This is a genomic window from Acinetobacter sp. NyZ410 (assembly GCF_022828975.1).
Classification (GTDB): domain Bacteria; phylum Pseudomonadota; class Gammaproteobacteria; order Pseudomonadales; family Moraxellaceae; genus Acinetobacter; species Acinetobacter guillouiae.
The window spans coordinates 1,249,857-1,265,968 of the sequence record NZ_CP094620.1 but is presented as its reverse complement, the minus strand read 5'-3'; the positions used below and the strand labels follow the sequence as shown (position 1 = coordinate 1,265,968).

General features: G+C 35.9%; 10 protein-coding genes and 4 pseudogenes. 7 read left to right on the top strand and 7 right to left on the bottom strand.

The window, feature by feature from the left end; genetic code table 11:
* Positions 1-5: 5 nt before the first annotated feature.
* The 3 genes and pseudogenes from MTO68_RS05930 to MTO68_RS05920 form a co-directional block, all read right to left on the bottom strand.
* Positions 6-398: pseudogene (locus MTO68_RS05930) on the bottom strand (transposase family protein); the annotation flags it as partial.
* A 37-nt stretch (positions 399-435) separates the two neighbouring features.
* On the bottom strand, positions 436-840 hold the full coding sequence (locus tag MTO68_RS05925) for a transposase family protein (protein WP_008942454.1): 405 nt from the start codon (positions 838-840) through the stop codon (positions 436-438).
* Between the two features lie 47 nt (positions 841-887).
* Entirely contained in the window at positions 888-3,440 is a 2,553-nt protein-coding gene (locus tag MTO68_RS05920; protein ID WP_244015352.1) for a DEAD/DEAH box helicase family protein, read from the bottom strand.
* A gap of 157 nt (positions 3,441-3,597) precedes the next feature.
* Between MTO68_RS05920 and MTO68_RS05915 the strand changes: the two are divergent.
* The 6 genes and pseudogenes from MTO68_RS05915 to MTO68_RS05890 form a co-directional block, all read left to right on the top strand.
* Positions 3,598-3,842: pseudogene (locus MTO68_RS05915) on the top strand (integrase); the annotation flags it as partial.
* Positions 3,843-4,097: 255 nt separating this feature from the next.
* A complete protein-coding gene (locus MTO68_RS05910) occupies positions 4,098-4,925 on the top strand; it encodes a hypothetical protein (RefSeq protein WP_244015351.1) in 828 nt (275 codons plus the stop codon).
* Between the two features lie 336 nt (positions 4,926-5,261).
* Positions 5,262-5,489, top strand: a complete 228-nt coding sequence (locus MTO68_RS05905) for a hypothetical protein (protein ID WP_191109093.1) — start codon at positions 5,262-5,264, stop codon at positions 5,487-5,489.
* Between the two features lie 104 nt (positions 5,490-5,593).
* Complete coding sequence (locus MTO68_RS05900; RefSeq protein ID WP_075399991.1) at positions 5,594-5,827, top strand: AlpA family phage regulatory protein; 234 nt, start codon at positions 5,594-5,596, stop codon at positions 5,825-5,827.
* Between the two features lie 385 nt (positions 5,828-6,212).
* On the top strand, positions 6,213-7,394 hold the full coding sequence (locus MTO68_RS05895) for an inovirus-type Gp2 protein (RefSeq protein ID WP_042053828.1): 1,182 nt from the start codon (positions 6,213-6,215) through the stop codon (positions 7,392-7,394).
* Positions 7,391-8,455, top strand: coding sequence for a hypothetical protein (locus MTO68_RS05890; RefSeq protein WP_042053825.1), 1,065 nt, complete (start codon positions 7,391-7,393; stop codon positions 8,453-8,455). Before MTO68_RS05895 ends, MTO68_RS05890 begins: the two co-directional genes overlap by 4 nt.
* Positions 8,456-8,856: 401 nt before the next feature.
* On the opposite strand, the gene MTO68_RS05885 is transcribed toward MTO68_RS05890, so the two are convergent.
* The 4 genes and pseudogenes from MTO68_RS05885 to MTO68_RS05870 all read right to left on the bottom strand — a co-directional run bounded on the left by MTO68_RS05885 (position 8,857) and on the right by MTO68_RS05870 (position 15,428).
* Positions 8,857-11,142 carry an AAA family ATPase gene (locus MTO68_RS05885; protein ID WP_042053823.1) on the bottom strand — a complete coding sequence of 762 codons (2,286 nt, stop codon included), beginning with the start codon at positions 11,140-11,142 and terminating at the stop codon, positions 8,857-8,859.
* 189 nt (positions 11,143-11,331) lie between these two features.
* Positions 11,332-11,569 (bottom strand): annotated as a pseudogene (locus tag MTO68_RS05880) (hydrolase or metal-binding protein); the annotation flags it as partial.
* Positions 11,570-11,671: 102 nt separating this feature from the next.
* Positions 11,672-14,368, bottom strand: a pseudogene (locus tag MTO68_RS05875) (DEAD/DEAH box helicase family protein); the annotation flags it as partial.
* Between the two features lie 442 nt (positions 14,369-14,810).
* Positions 14,811-15,428, bottom strand: a complete 618-nt coding sequence (locus MTO68_RS05870) for a TetR/AcrR family transcriptional regulator (RefSeq protein WP_042053816.1) — start codon at positions 15,426-15,428, stop codon at positions 14,811-14,813.
* Positions 15,429-15,773: 345 nt separating this feature from the next.
* Between MTO68_RS05870 and MTO68_RS05865 the strand changes: the two genes are divergently transcribed.
* Entirely contained in the window at positions 15,774-16,007 is a 234-nt protein-coding gene (locus tag MTO68_RS05865) for a hypothetical protein (RefSeq protein WP_151789784.1), read from the top strand.
* The last annotated feature ends 105 nt before the right edge of the window (positions 16,008-16,112 follow it).

Below are 16,112 nucleotides of genomic sequence, written 5' to 3'. Positions count from 1 at the left end.
TTCAATCAATTTAATTGTTTATCTTTCACCCAATCTAAATTGTATATGCCAGCAAGTAAATTAAACCGCAGGTTTAATCTTTTACGACGATTTCTATATACACAAGATAAAATCTTAAAACATTTCATCCTTCCAAATACATGCTCTACTTGAATTCGTCTACGACCAATCTCTCTATTTAACTTTTTTAATTCAGAATCTAATTTTTCAGTTTTCTTTGCTTTAGATGGCATGAGGCATCCAAAACCCAATTTTTTTATCCCTAAATACCCCTTATCAACGATAAAAAAGGGCTTAAATTTTAATTTCCTCATACTTTTTTTAAATATTTTAAAATCATGCATGCTTCCATGACTTCCACATACACTCAGTATTTCACCTGTTGTATAGTGCATAGATAGCTGAAATTTAAAGGTATGTCGCTTTTTTTTACCGCTATACCATTTCTTCTGTTTTTTTTGGACGTTGAACTAATATTTCAGTTGCATCAATCACAACAACTTCCCAATCCACTTCATCTCGATTAGGAAGTTGTTTTGGCAAGTTAAATTTTCCAGAACGGATTAAGGTATCTTCAATAACACGTGTGATACGAATTGCACTCGTTTCAGATACACCGTAACTCATACCAAGATGGAAAAATGTTCGATATTCTCTCCAATATTCTATACATAAGAGCAAGCGATCTTCCAACGGTAATTTATGCGGTCGTCCTTTACCAATATGACGAGGTAAATGCTTATTTAGCTCGGCCAACATGAGGTTAAATGTAGCCCAACTAACACCGGTAAGCCTACGAAACTTAACGTCTGATAATTTTTGAATATCTTTGAATTTCATCCAAGGATTATCCCTTGAATTAAATAATTTTGCTGATTAATTTAAGATCAAATAAATTGTACGTTTTTTGATTTATGACGGAAGTCTAATATGTTCGGCTTATTTTCTTGAGATTGAAGTACATCAATTATTTTACCCTGAACAGAGTTTTTCACTGCCCCAAACTTCCAACTCTCTTTATTTATCTCCACCCCATTCCAGTCCAACTCAGTTACATTATCTTTTGCTAATGTGTAAGAATATTTGTTTTTATAACCAATTTTTTCATTTAAACTAATTACTTCAAAACCTGAAGTCCAAGCAACAAGCCCAAGTTTTTTTGGAAGTTCCTTAATAAAATCTAACTCACAATTAAGTTTTATTCCATTATAAGACTCGGAAACTAAAATAAAACTATGAGTTAAATCATAGATATAATCAAGTGTACAAAAATAATCATCTTCAAAATAAATTTTTATCGAAAAACTTATTTTCTCTTTAACTTGTTTAATATTTAAAACCTCATAAAAGCTAAAATTTAATGTTTTTAAGTCCAACTCTCCTCTAATCCGTATCAAATTAACAGCCTTAGAAATTAAATCTACAGGTGAGATGGTGAGAATTTTAAAGTTAGCTAAGTTTTCAACACTAAATGGCTCAAGCATATTATTAACAAATGAATCAATAGGAATATTTTCATTATGAATTTTGTCATATAACGATTCACACCATTTGACCCATTGATAAATGTTAGCACTAGACATTGACCATGTGATACCCTTCCTAGAGCACCCCAAGCTAGCTTTCTTACCGTCAATGTAACCATGGCCAAACAAATTTGATAATGCGTTATTGTTTAAATCTTGCTGTGTTAATTCTTTGTAGACATCTGTACCAGTAAACATTCTAAATCTTATATTTCTAGATGTTGATAACATACCTAAATTTGCAAACGCTGAACGTTCTAGATCATAAAACATTCGAAATAACTCAGGAAAACTAAAGTTAATATAGCCTAACTCTTTTGCTAAATTCTGGACTAAATCCTTATTACTTCCATGAATAAATAAGTCAGTACCTTTTCTCAGAAATATGAATATATCGAACAAATCAAATTGTAACTCATCACTAGACACCCACATAGGGGTAACTTTCTTTCTTGATAAGATAATTCCTAAATTTTCTTCCCTAAAAATTGCAGTAATATAATTATCCGACAACTTATTAAAATATTTTTTAAGATTAGTTTTTTCAAAAATCTCGTTAATATCATCATCAATTTCTTTATAAATTGTTGCGCTATTTTTAATATAGAATGAATTTGATGAGAACAATTTTCTTATCAGTTCATGATTATATTCACCATCAATTGAAGAACTAAAAAATTCTTCTGTCATTTTTTCTTTACTTAAACTCCCAATCAATAGATTCCAATCTGCATCAGCCTGATAAAGCTCTTGAAATTGCTCTCCAATATCATCTGCAACAACATTTGAGATGATTGTTGCTTGACCTAGTTTTTTTGTTCTATTAACCCTTGTGAAACGACCCACTAATTGCATAAATATTGGCAAGCTCTTACATTTTTTATGTAAAGCTAATATTTTTAAATTAGGTAAATCATACCCTTCTCCAAACATATCAACACAAACCACTATTTGTGTTTTTCCTTCCTTTAATTTACTTTTATCTTCTTCATTTATTCCATCTTTGCTGGTTGCTAATAAAACTTCCATTTTTTCAGGGAAATATTCTTTTATTAGAGAGGTATATAATTTTTTTAATTCTTTTGCATGCTTAATAGTAGAAGTTTTAACCATAAGAACATGCTCTAGCCCTGCCAGAATATCTTTCTGTAATACTTCCAATGCTTTCCTTGCGACAACTCCATCGGATTTCTCGTCATAATATTCATTGACAGCTTCAAATTGAATTTTCTCAAAAATACCTTCATCAAAAGCTTTTGCAATTGAATATTGATATATGAGTTTTCCTTCTAATTTTTTACCATCTCCTCTGTAAGGGGTTGCGGTAAATTGAAATATCTTCTTTTTTCTTTGGGTGAAATTATCACGAAGTTTTTTCCATGTTGGAGCTTCACTATGATGAGCCTCATCAAAGATCAACCTATCAAACTGATTTAAAAAAACCTTCAAATTTTCATCTTGGAATGAATTAAAAATTTGCGATGTTGCAACGACAATAAACTGTTTTTCTAAATCATGTTCAACAATTTTATCAATATCTTTTGGTTCTAACCTAGAAATAATAAGTTGTTCACTATTTTCAGGAAGAATCCCCCAAGCAATATATTTTTTAAAATCGATTAGATCATCACTTATTTGCTTCCGTAAAGAGTCGGATGGAACAACGATTAGCGTTCTCTTAAATATTGCTTTAAATAACAATGATGCAATGACACCCGTTTTTCCTGTCCCTGTAGGCATATTAATTATTACAGGTTCTTCCTCATCATTTAAATCATAGTCTAAACATTTAAGCAATGCTGACTTTTGAGGTAGCCTTAAGGCTGTTTCATGAATAGCAAGGGTTGATTTCCACGATGAAATTATCTGATCTTTTGACTTATCATTTCCAGTATCAACTCTTACTAGCCCCATATTTAACCTGTTAGATTTATTGAAATAAGTTCCATAATGATAGTAGAAACTATTTAAAACAAGAGCAAATAATCAATAAAAATATATTATTACAATTATAAAGTTTACTTATTTTGAATTCGCTCACAATCAAATAGCCTGTGTTTCTAGTTAAAACCTTTCTGATATATTATTGATGACTGAGATCTAGAACATGCTTGGACAAGAGCTAAAAGAAAATGGCTTAGGTCATATTGCCCCAAAACAAAACCGAGTGATTACGACACATGGCTTTCGTTCTACTTTCCGTGACTGGTCAGCAGACAAAACAGATTACCCTAGCATGTACTGGCACATAAGCTACCTGATGAAGTCGAAGCAGCTTATTTACGTGGGGCTTATCTGGAAAAACGTAAAGCATGAATGGCCGATTGGGCTTAGTTTTGTTATAAATTATGATCAGTGTTAATTTAAAATTCACATAATAAAATTACCCGTTCAACTACAACTCACCCCTGTATATTTACAGAATATTTTATTCGTGTATATTGATGATATAGTTAATAATTACCCAAAACTCCGTACTGAAATAACGCATAAGTATGTACACTTTGGATCAGGGCATAAAGACTAAAATTTACAATAATGTTCAATCAAAATATTGAGTGTAAGGAAATAATGAACACCGTAGAAGAACGTTCTGAAAATCTCTCTTTTGATGACCAAATCAAAATTGTAAATGATTTGGAACAGTATATATTTGAAAAAATTTATTCTAGTTTAGAATTCCGCTCAAAGATACATAATCAAATAAAACTAGATCCTCTAAACTTAGTCAAACTCAAGTATACGATATTTGATAAAAGTTTACTTTGCCAATCTTTTTATCAAATTCAAGCTGCTACACCTTTAAATTTCTTCAAACTTATTCATGACAAAATTCTTAAAACAGCAATCTACATATTACATGATCAAGGTATGTTTAAAGAATCAGATGAAGATCGAGTAAAAAGGTTATGTAGGGATACTGTCAAAAAACCTATTTCTTGTCCAAAAGATAATGATGAAGTTCCTTGTGAGATTTGTAAAGATAAAGTGCTTTGTAAAAAAGGTGATGATATAGCTGAGAAACTGGATTTTGAATATTTACCTAAACATTATCATGAAATTATTCAAGGCATAAAAAATTATCGTTCCGAAATCGAAACTAAAAATTATATGCAAGCCAATATTACTTATACTACTTTATTCCAAGAATACTCAGAACATTACGATTGTTATATTATCGAGGTGTTGCCTGAAAGCTTTCAAAATAAAATTGATAAGATTCAAAAAAACAAATTATCTAAAATCAAAAAGTCCAATAAAAAGAACATGTACATTTCCTTTGTAAGTTCATTTATTAAAAAACATGAAAATAATACTGAAAAACTTTGGGATGAAATAGGTTTCACTTCTTACGAAAAAATTCAACTAAAAAAATCAACTATAATACTTCCAGAATAGGAAAATAAGTTTAGAAGCAGTTCTTTAAAAAGAAGTAATTTTAATGAATCTGAAGAGCACTTAAATAAAATTTATGAATTACTCAACCTTCTAATTGGGTATATAGATGATTTAGCTGAGAAAGATGTAAAAGAAAAAATTAAGGTAGTACATAAAAGTAGAATATTAATTTTACAACTAAAAATTAATAAGATTAATTATATTTTAAAGCAAAAATTTCAAAAAAAACCAAAAAAAAATAATTTACTGAATCAATCTAAGTCACTTTATTTAAAGAAAAAATTAACACCAAAACAAACACTCAAACTGTTACATTTATTCGAACCAAATATATCTATGCATGAACGTTCTGAGCTAATTGTATTAAGAAAAAAATTAGAAACATTACGAGATAAATATCAAAAAAAAGTTGATAATCAACAAACAGAAACAGATGATAATTGTGAAGATAAAACAAAAAACTATTTCGGAAACACACTAAAAATTATTGATGAGAATGAAGAATTATACTTAGGCTTATGCAGCCTATTAAAATGTAATGACAAAAATGATAAAAAACGTTAAAAACTGGTCACGCACTTTTCCACGAACATAAAATTTTTTTAGTACCGTCTATTCGTTGGTCCAACACCTTCCTGATTGACCCAACGCTATAGAAGGAAATCTAAATGTCTACTATCCAAAACACAGTACAAATGCTGCGTCTACATGAGCTGATTAAACTGATCGGTTTATCTCGGTCATCCATTTATGACCGACTAAACCGACGGTCTAAACGCTACGACCCTAATTTTCCCCGCCCGTTGAAGCTTAACAATGCCTCACGGTGGCTACTCTCTGAAGTTGAAGAGTGGATTGAAAGTAAAATTTCAACACGCAATCAAGGGAATACTGAGAGCTAACGCTGTACTTGTAAATTCAAAACATAATGCAGCTGTGCAATGCATTCTCAAATTATAAGTATGGTTAGGCTATCATTTTAATTTTCAATGAATTACGGTCTTATATATTTACTATTACTCTATATCTATAAATCAAAGAATATTCTATCTATTTATAGATGATCAGTAGTTTTAAAGTATTCAGATATATCAATACTCATATGACCATATAGGTTGTTGGTGTATAGATGTACTGGTGTAGTAAATATGACTAAAACTCATCCTAAGTTAACTTAACCAACTTACATCCCATCATGGATACTGCGCTAAACAGTATCCATTGGATGCTTATACCCAGAATACTGATCACAGTTGCGCTTTTAACTTTAAATCGAGTTTAATTTATATGCGCATTATAAATGTAAATGCTGGTCGACATATGGGAACACATGACCAATGGCTCCAGCAATTTGAAACCGAACTGCAAATTACTCCAGTCAACGATGGTTATAAAACAACCCTTTTAGTAAATTCACACGATAACATCCTAGCTCCTGCTTTAGGGAGAGCTAAACTGGTCAAACAGTTCAAAAAACGTAACTTCCCTGAAGTCACAACTGAAACGAAAATACTATCGAATGGTCGCTATGGCTTTGCCGTCAAACACCCTGCTCAAATGAGTAATTTACCTTCTGATATTGCAGAACTTATAAACTATTCTACGCTTTCAGACATTATGAAGGGTCTTGATATTCAGGCATTTGATTATGCACTAAGCCAGATGTCAGAGGATGAATTAGATCTTCTACGTAATGGCACACCTCTATCTTCCAGTCTAAAGGAGAATTTGCTCCCGTACATTAATGCAATAAATAAGTTTATTGGATTAATTCGTGCCTTTTTTCGTCGCCCGAACATCAGACGCAAAGTTTACGATGAGCGGAAGAATCTGAAAAAAAATAAGTCTCGAATGATCGAAATGTTCAACTCTTTAATTGAACGGTATTCGCGTGTAGTCGTTGTTCGACTTGATTTATATCTCAAGCATAAACCTGAAACATTACTGCAAACCTGTTTCAAAGCTGAAGATTGTTTATCTAAAAATGATTTTGATGCATTTAAAAAGTGTGTTGAACAACTATTAGAAAACAAGCGGCATAATCCTGTGTTGAAACAAGCCATCGGTTATATTTTTCGTTTTGAATATACGCCAAGACGTGGATTCCATCTGCATACATTCTGGTTTTTCAATGGGAATAAAAATCAGGAAGACATTAGCCTCGCACAAGGTATTGAAAAGCTTTGGAAAAAAGTGACCAATGATCAAGGTTATGCCTACATCTGTAATATGCGGAAGCATACTTATGAAAACTGTTTTTTAGGCACGATTGAATACAACCAATCGCAGAAAAGAAAGTGGCTTGAAGATGGCTTTGATTATCTCTGTAAAACCAGCCAGTTATTCATTTTTAGCAACATGAAAAATGGACGACGTTTCCAGATTAGTCAGCCTTTAAAACCACAGACTCGTGGTCGTCCGAGAAAAAACCACCTAGAACTCAATGCCTTTGCGGGAGATGAAGCATGATTAGATTACAGCCTGACGAATCCTATGCATCTCTACTCAGTACTCACCATATCACTCAAGCGTATATCCAGCCTTTTATTGGCTATATACCCAATAATCGCCCTCCTGTTGGCTTGGATGATTATCTGAAGTTGTATCTCATGATTACTGAAAATAAGACTTTTAAGATTATCTCCAAACAACCAACTTACGACTATCTGGTGCCTCATGTTTATCTAACGCCCAAGGGTGTTAATTTACTCAAGATTATTCAGGATATTCCGATTAATCCTTTCCTGACAGGTAAATTTTCAGATGTGATCATCAGACCTGAAATAAAGCTGATGGTTGATTTACTGTACAAGCACAGACTCATTGACTTTCCACTTGGATTGTATCAACAGTTTGAAGCAGTTGTTGATGGGTTCTGTCAGGATCTAAAAGTGAGATCTAAAACACGAGATTTTATGAGCTTGAAAAATCACTGGGATTCTTCATTTGGCAATTCGAGAAAGGCTTATAATCGTTTTGAAGAAGCTGTCTTATGTAACAATCCAATGTTTCAGGTTCATTCATTGCTTGTTTCTGCTGAGTTTATGAATGTTGATGATTTTTCAATGGATCAGAAAACATTTAGTCCTGTAACTGTTGAGGATATGCTGCGGGCCACGTCGAGTAAAATTATCGAAGCAGTGTGGGCTAACAATGCTGAAAATCACACTCTAGGTATTTTGTCGAAACAGGAAACGACTATTAGAGGTTTTAAGAGTATTCGGCTCATATTTTTTGTAGCACGCGAAGATACCGACTTTACCCCTTTTGCTGAATCTCAACTTTATACAGATGTTGAACCTTTTGAATTCCGAGAAGGGAAAACCAGTGTTGCGTGGAGTGATATTGCCTGCATGAACTCAGGGGTAGAATCTTTAGTTTATGGTATAGAATCCAATTTTTACGATACAAATCAGAACTACATTGGTATGCGTCTTACCACTTTAAAATACAGTTTGATTGGTCCGGAATATTGGGTTCGGTTCAAGTACACCAACACAACGTTTAAAGTCGAAAAAAGTTCATATTAATCAATTATTTTATGATTAATAACATTCGTGTAACCCTGAAAGTTTCGACTCTCAGGGTTTTAAATATATATATGACCAAGTTTACTCAACTACATCTTTACAGACGTTACTAGGCGGAGTGAATTATAACTTGCCTCGAAGTATCAGATGCAGTGATAGACTGCCGCCTGCTGCATCTTGGCTTGCAGTTGATGTTTAATCCTGATGCTTCTCAATTTGATGACGTTCTTGAATTAACTATTCAAACTGTTGACTCAATAGCACATAATCAATTAAATATAAACAATAATTCTAAATCTATAACCACAGCCAATCGCAAATATACCTATAGCTTTACTAGGTAATAAACACTAAAGAGAGGACTAGAAATCAACACTTCTCTTTATCTGTATATCAGAAAGCTAAACTAAACCAGCATGGACTACTTTAATTGCTCGTTCCACAAAAGTTAGCAGCTCACCATCTACAATTTGGACCTGATCAGCAGCAGGGTTTGTGTCATGATGAAATTGGCCAGCATAGCTATTTATTTCATTCAATTCATTGGTAATATTTTGAGCATAAACTAATGGATTAGGATGTTGAGCAGTGTTTATCTGCTGAATGATAGTGCCAAATAAATGACCTTGAGTTATAAGTCCAGGGAATCTTCTGTGCAAATAGCCTTCAAGCATAGGTCTAATTGATCTTGCGACTTCCATACTACTTTGAGCATTACCAGCCTTATATTCCTCTAGTAGCCGATGACTTTTGAAATATGCACTCTCACATTCCTGATCAATATCTATCTGATCAAAATTACTATAACGATTAGTAACGGCTTTCAATGTAAGAAACTTAATGTTATTAGATGGAATATTACTGCGAATCAGATCATCACGTAAGTTCCTCAAAAAATGAATATCATGAGCGATAATCACTAGCTGCTTACTGCTATTGAACAATCTCTTTAATACTGTTCGTGTTTGCTGCTTTCTATTCAAATCAAAACTACACATCGGATCATCAATAATGATAATTTTATTAGCTAGATCAGGAGTAGACTCCGTTGATGCAATGAAAAATGCAAATGCTAAAGTTCTCTTATCACCTTCACTTAGTGATGTTTTAAAGTCTGGAACACCGCCGCTTAATGCAATGTTTGCTCCACGCATTTCCAAAGAGTAGTCACTTCTCAAACCACTGCGATAATTAAAATCGATACTTGGAATGAGAAATTGCGCTCCAAAACTCCGCAGTAGTTGATTAATACGGTCTTTGTAACTATTTAAAGTGGTTTCCATGACTAGATTTAACGCTTCTTTTTTGGCTTGTTTCACACTTTGAGCAGTAGATTCAGCCTGTTTACTAGTGTCAAGTTGATTAAATAAGTCAATAGTATGTGCACTAAAGCGAATTTTTACTAATTCCAATTCTTTAATTTGTTGCTCTAGTAGCCCAATATTCAACCCACCCAAACTTTCCTTGTATTGAGTAATTTGTTGGAGCGCACTATTAATGTTGTCATTGCATGAATTTACAGCGTTGATGATCACCTGCCATTCATCATGAATTTGATTTGACTGCTCCGCGATATCGACTGATTCTAATAAATTACATTCTTTTTGCTGTTTTAAGGTCTCTAATATACATCTAATATTTGAAAGAGCTCCACGGGCTTCTGCTTCATTAAAAATTGGATAGGCGATTTCTAGATGTTCTTGCCAACCACCAATAACAGCGTTAGTTGTTTCACAACGTGTCTTCAATCTGTCAATTATCCCATCCGAGCAGACTTGATTAATTAAGCTCCCTAACCGCGCCACATCAGATTTTAAGCCTCTATACTCTTGATTAAAATAGCTTTGATATGCTTGAATAATCTCGACCCCCTCAAGTGATTGATCGCAAAACGGACAATTATCCGACTCTATATAACCTTGTCCATCACTTATCCATTTCTCCAAACCATTTTTCTGATGCTTATCTAAATGTGCTTTTACTTGTTGTTCAGCAGTCTGGTTAATGTTAGCAATTGAAGTTCCCATAATTTCAATAATGGGATTAATATCAATACTTGGAGATTCAAGTAACTGTGGTAATGCTTTGGCTTGAATCAATACAATATTACGAGCTTCAGCAATTTTGCCATTAAGTTCAATAATCTGCTCATTAGCATCAGGTATATCTTGAAGCTGTCTAAACTGAAGTAAAGTACGTCCCTGATGAATGAGAGCCAACTGGTTAGTTATACTACTAACAACCCCCATGGCACTCCTCAAATCTTGATCAGCTTGATCATATTCTTGTTGAGCAGTAACTGCTGTTGCACCTATAGCAAATTTTAATAAATTTTTCCTTTGATCTGTTGATACTTGCCCTCCTGCATAAACATTCTGCTCAACAAAATCAGAATCAAAAACAAGAATCTCAGGGCGACTAATATCCCAACTACCATTTTTAAATCTTGACCAATTCCCATTTGAAAATTGAAAGTCAACTTCTTGGTTGTTAGTTCCGTCAATCGTACGACGGTTGATTACTAAAGCTGGGTTATTTGTACTGCATGAGCGAAACAATGAGGCTAGCGTTGATTTACCCCTTCCATTATCGGCATATATAAAAGTTGCCTTTTGAAATGCATGTTGGCGTCCATCAGCATCATGCAGCAACCCGACCCCTTTTACTTTATGTATTCTCTCTAACATTTATTATTTACCTTTCTTCATTTTAATTTGCGAATAATGAATTATAGTATCGTATATCGATTGCTCTATATTTTCTATAGCATTGACCATATAAAACTAACATTAAATCAGACTATTATGTTCATAATAGTGAAATTTTGAAATCGATATTCAATTGGAGAAAAGCATTTTGAATGCCATTAAAACTGTATTGAGTTCAAAATCATTAAAGATCATACACAGGAATCGTTCTAAGTTTTTGATTAGGTGCTTTGGTACGAAGTTTTTCATCTAAAGGGTGCTTGACCCATCCATCTTTACCTTGAATTTGGCTGGTAATGGTAAACTGATCATCCCTTTCAGGCAGATGTTTGCCGTTCTTTTCCACAACTTTACCAATGCTGATTCGCCCTAGAATAGGCGGTGTGATGGCTAAACCTTTAATCATGATGATTTCCTCTATACTTTAAATGTGTTGTGTTGTTAGCGGCAATGTAAAAATGACCCCCCAACAGCATTTGAAAATTGCCCCCCTTTGTTAATTTAGCGGTCATCTTGGACTGCTCAACATATCAAAGATCACTCTCGCAAATATGCTGGCTTTCGCCGGATCAGACAGCAACTGCATCATCTGTTCCTGATGTGCCGCACTACTGCCAAGAATGGCATCATCCATCGCTTTCGGGAAATCACCCAGCATGGCTTGTTCACGGGTATTGTTGGCGATCTGCTTCATCACAATCTCATTTTCTGCCAGCTTGTCACGTACCGTATAGGCATAGTTCAGCATATCTTTATCGGTTAGGTTATCAGTGATAAAGACATCATTCAGACGCTCAATGATCTGTGACAGGAATTCTTCTTTCTTATCACGTGGCTTGGCTGCACCGAGGTCATTGCCCGGCTCAAGCTGATTGTCTTCGGCATCTTCTTTCAGCTTGATGTCCTGCTGACGGATCTTGGACAAGCGGTAATGGCTCATACTGACATTACTTAGATCCACCTCATCGTCTTTCGTTGCGGTTTCACGCAGCAATGGACGCAGGTTACGCGCATACAGACTGAGCTTCTCCAGTTCTTTGTCATCGTAGTCCACGATCTGCGACATAAACTCGTAAAAACGGGTAAAGCTGCCCAAGTCTTTTTTAAAGATTTCCAGTTTGTCTTTTTCGAGCTTGGCTTCTTTAAAGGCATTGTCGGCATTAGTAATCAGCACCGCATCATTAGTTTTCTTGCAGCGTTCCAGCATGTCTCTGGTGGTGTTATAGGCTTCGATGGCCTGACTATAACGTTTCTGCCAGCGTTCAACCGCAGGCTTGCAAATGTTACTGATCGCAGCATTGGATTTGTTCTTGGTAAAGAAGGCTTCTACAAACTGCTCGACTTCCGTCCACAAGAAAATCTTGCTGGCTTTCAGCTTTTCAAACAAGTCAAAGATCTGATCTGGATTGGAAACATCGGCTAATTCTGCGGTTTGGTAGTAAGGCTGGAAGGCCCCAAGAATGTCTTCAGGATCGTTAAAGAAATCCAATACAAAGGTGCCAGATTCCGCCTTACCTGGATAGGTGCGGTTCAGGCGTGATAAGGTCTGTACGCATTCCACACCGCCAAGTTTCTTGTCCACGTACATGGCACACAGTTTCGGTTGGTCAAAGCCAGTCTGGAACTTGTTGGCCACCAGCATCACCTGATAGTCATCACTATCAAAGGCCTTGCGCATTTCCCGTCCTTTTAGCCCCGGGTTCATGTTGCGTTCATTAAAGGTCTGCCCGACTAAACCACTGCTGTCGGTATCCTTGTCATTAAACTCAACCTCACCCGAGAATGCGACCATAGCCTGAATGGACTTATAGCCCTGATCCGCCACGTATTTATCAAAAGCGAGCTTGTAACGCACCGCTTCTTTACGTGAACTGGTCACCACCATGGCTTTAGCCTGCCCACCCAATAAGCCCATCACGTTATTTTTGAAATGCTCGACAATGACTTTCACTTTCTGAGAAATGTTGTGGTCATGCAGGCGCACCCACTGATTCAGTCTGATCTTGGCTTTTTTGGCATCGACCTGTTTGTCGGCTTCTTCAATTTTCTGTTTGAGCTTATACACCACTTTATAGTTGGTGTAGTTTTTTAGCACATCCAGAATAAAGCCTTCTTCAATGGCTTGACGCATGGAGTAGACATGGAAAGCTTCTGGCTTGTTCTGCTTGGAGGGTGGTAGCTCAGGATTGGGCACACGGCCAAACAGTTGCAGGGTTTTGTCTTTCGGTGTCGCGGTAAAGGCATAGTAACTGAGGTTATTACTGCCCTTACGTGCAGCCACCACCGCATCCAGAATATCTTCCGAAGACAGTTCAGCATCCTCTTCGCGCTCTTCCAGCATCAACACTTCTTTGAGTTGTCGTGCCGTAGAGCCGCTTTGTGAAGAATGCGCTTCATCGGCAATCACCGCATAACGTCGCTGTTTCAGATTGGTACTGTTTTCAATCGCACGCAACACAAAGGGGAAAGTCTGGATGGTCACAATGATAATCGGCTGTGAGGTTTCCAGTGCCTTGGCCAGTTTTTCCGATTTGGAGCCATCGCCTTCTTTGTTATTGATGCGTCCGACCACGCCATCGGCATGTTCAAACTGGTAGATGGTGTCCTGTAACTGGGCATCCAGAATGGTACGATCCGTGACCACAATCACCGAATCAAACAGTTTCTGATTCTGTTGATCGTACAGGGTCGACAGCTGATGTGCTGTCCAGGCAATCGAGTTGGACTTACCTGAACCTGCACTGTGCTGAATCAGATATTTCTGTCCAGTGCCCTCCTCTAAGGCGGCATTGATCAGTTTGGTGACCACATTCCACTGGTGGTAACGTGGGAAGATCAGCAGTTCTTTTTTGTACTTGCGTCCTTCCCAGTCTTCTTTTTCTTCAATTTGCAGATGGACAAAACGTCCAATGATATTCAGCAAATTGTCCGGGGTGAGGACTTCATTCCACAGATAGGCGGTGGCGTACTGATTCTGGTCTTCTGGCACATCATTGCCTGCACCACCTTCCGCTGTACCCTTGTTGAACGGCAGGAAGAAGGTATCTTCTCCGGCCAATTGGGTCGCCATATAGACTTCGTATTGACTCACGGCAAAGTGTACCAATGCGCCACGCTTAAACATCAGCAAGGGTTCAGGCTTGTTAGTTTCTGGATCTTTGGGCAAGCGGGTGCGTTTGTACTGCAACATGGCATTCTGCACCGCTAACATTAAACTCGATAGACTTAAAGCATAGCTATCAATCACCCACTGTAGATCTGCCATGTCACTATTAAATTGGTTTTGAATACTTCCAAGTGCAAGATTGACACTGCTTAAATCCACCAAACACAGAAAAGTACTGATATAGAGCGCTAAAATAAGATAAATCGGCTGGCGAGATGCATTCATACATCACCTAGATCATTTAAATGAGAATCATTATATTATACATTGACCGACCGTCGGTCAATGTATAAAAACCCACTTAAAACCCAAACCTTTCATTTTTATAACTGTCTTGAAAGCGCTTTTAAAGATCACCAGTGACTGCAACTTAAGGAGAATGGTTGACTTTAAAATGCATCGTTTAGGGTTCTAATTAAAATTGATCATAAAAGAATATCAGACGAGAAGCGATTTATAAGATTCAAGATAATGCTGAAAGTCAGCCATCATGATGGAGCATTTTTAAATATTGCAGCGCAATTTGCTGAGAAAAATCTGTGCTATCGTGCAGTTGATTGGCAATTGCTTCATCTGCAACCCCATGCACACCAGAATAAATCAATAACGCAGTCAATCTTGGCTGTTCTAAATGCCAAATACCCGCCTGCTGCCCGCCGTTTAAGATTTGCAGCAATTGTTCCAATATCATATTTTTTTCATTATTTTTACGTTCATGGTGATGTGCACCAAAAACAATATCATGTATAGGATAACTTTCGAGGTAGGTTTGTATATTGGCAGAGACCCAAACCTTAAATTGACTGACCCAATCTTCAGCATCACATGTTGCAACTGCACTATCTAAAGCCGAGATAAAAAAATCGATATAACGTTTTTTTAAGGCTTCAACAATATGCTGTTTCGATTCAAAGTAATGATAAAAGGTCCCTTTAGCAACACCCACACTGGCAATAATTTCGCTAATGGTGGTAGCTTCCACACCTTTTTCTAAAAAAAGCGTTTGTGCAGCATTCATCAGCTCATCAATTCGGACTTCTGCTGGCTTGGTTTGCCTTTTTGTCACCTGAGTAGAAGCGACTTGAGATTGTGATGACATACTTCTCTATTTTCTACACGCAAGAATTTAATTATAGAGGAGCCCTAGCTAATTCACAATTCAAGCCAGTGCCAATACCCAGTTACATCGATATGGATATAACCCTAGTTCAGTAATACCAAATAATATTTTAGCTGATAAAGAGACTTTTTCGTTGTAAGGTCTCAAGCTAAGATATACAGACCTTAAATACTTATGATGGATATTAGTTAGATAACTAAAAATGAATCCTGATGATTTTGATTGGGTCAGTGATATTGGGTGTTTTAAAAGTTTAGGAATAAAAAAATCGTGCTTTTGGGAGTGTTTTAAAATGGGATTTCTATTTTTTATTGGTATTAATCCATGTATACAAATCTTCATTTGGCAGTCCAATTTGTTCTAGGTGCCTTTACAGTCCAAGATATAGTTGGTGATACTTTAGATTGGCGATATATCATGTATTCTCAGCGTCGATTTAATTTATCCATTGGTGTACAAGATAAAATCAATGAGGCAATTCAATGTTGCATTGAGCAAGGCTATCTGACCCATGATCATAGATTGACTGAAAAAGGGTTTATAAAACTGAGAGAGTAAGAGAATAAGATTACCTACGATTTACATCGTGGGTAATCTTTAATTGCCTCTAAAAGTAATTACTTTCCTTTCCCAACCAACTCTTAATTTTTCAAATGAAAAACT

Coding starts and splice junctions, on each gene's coding strand:
- MTO68_RS05865 (WP_151789784.1), top strand. CDS start 15,774: ATGTATACAAATCTTCATTTGGCAGTCCAATTTGTTCTAGGTGCCTTT.
- MTO68_RS05910 (WP_244015351.1), top strand. CDS start 4,098: ATGAACACCGTAGAAGAACGTTCTGAAAATCTCTCTTTTGATGACCAA.
- MTO68_RS05905 (WP_191109093.1), top strand. CDS start 5,262: ATGCATGAACGTTCTGAGCTAATTGTATTAAGAAAAAAATTAGAAACA.
- MTO68_RS05925 (WP_008942454.1), bottom strand. CDS start 840: ATGAAATTCAAAGATATTCAAAAATTATCAGACGTTAAGTTTCGTAGG.
- MTO68_RS05900 (WP_075399991.1), top strand. CDS start 5,594: ATGTCTACTATCCAAAACACAGTACAAATGCTGCGTCTACATGAGCTG.
- MTO68_RS05920 (WP_244015352.1), bottom strand. CDS start 3,440: ATGGGGCTAGTAAGAGTTGATACTGGAAATGATAAGTCAAAAGATCAG.
- MTO68_RS05870 (WP_042053816.1), bottom strand. CDS start 15,428: ATGTCATCACAATCTCAAGTCGCTTCTACTCAGGTGACAAAAAGGCAA.
- MTO68_RS05885 (WP_042053823.1), bottom strand. CDS start 11,142: ATGTTAGAGAGAATACATAAAGTAAAAGGGGTCGGGTTGCTGCATGAT.
- MTO68_RS05895 (WP_042053828.1), top strand. CDS start 6,213: ATGCGCATTATAAATGTAAATGCTGGTCGACATATGGGAACACATGAC.
- MTO68_RS05890 (WP_042053825.1), top strand. CDS start 7,391: ATGATTAGATTACAGCCTGACGAATCCTATGCATCTCTACTCAGTACT.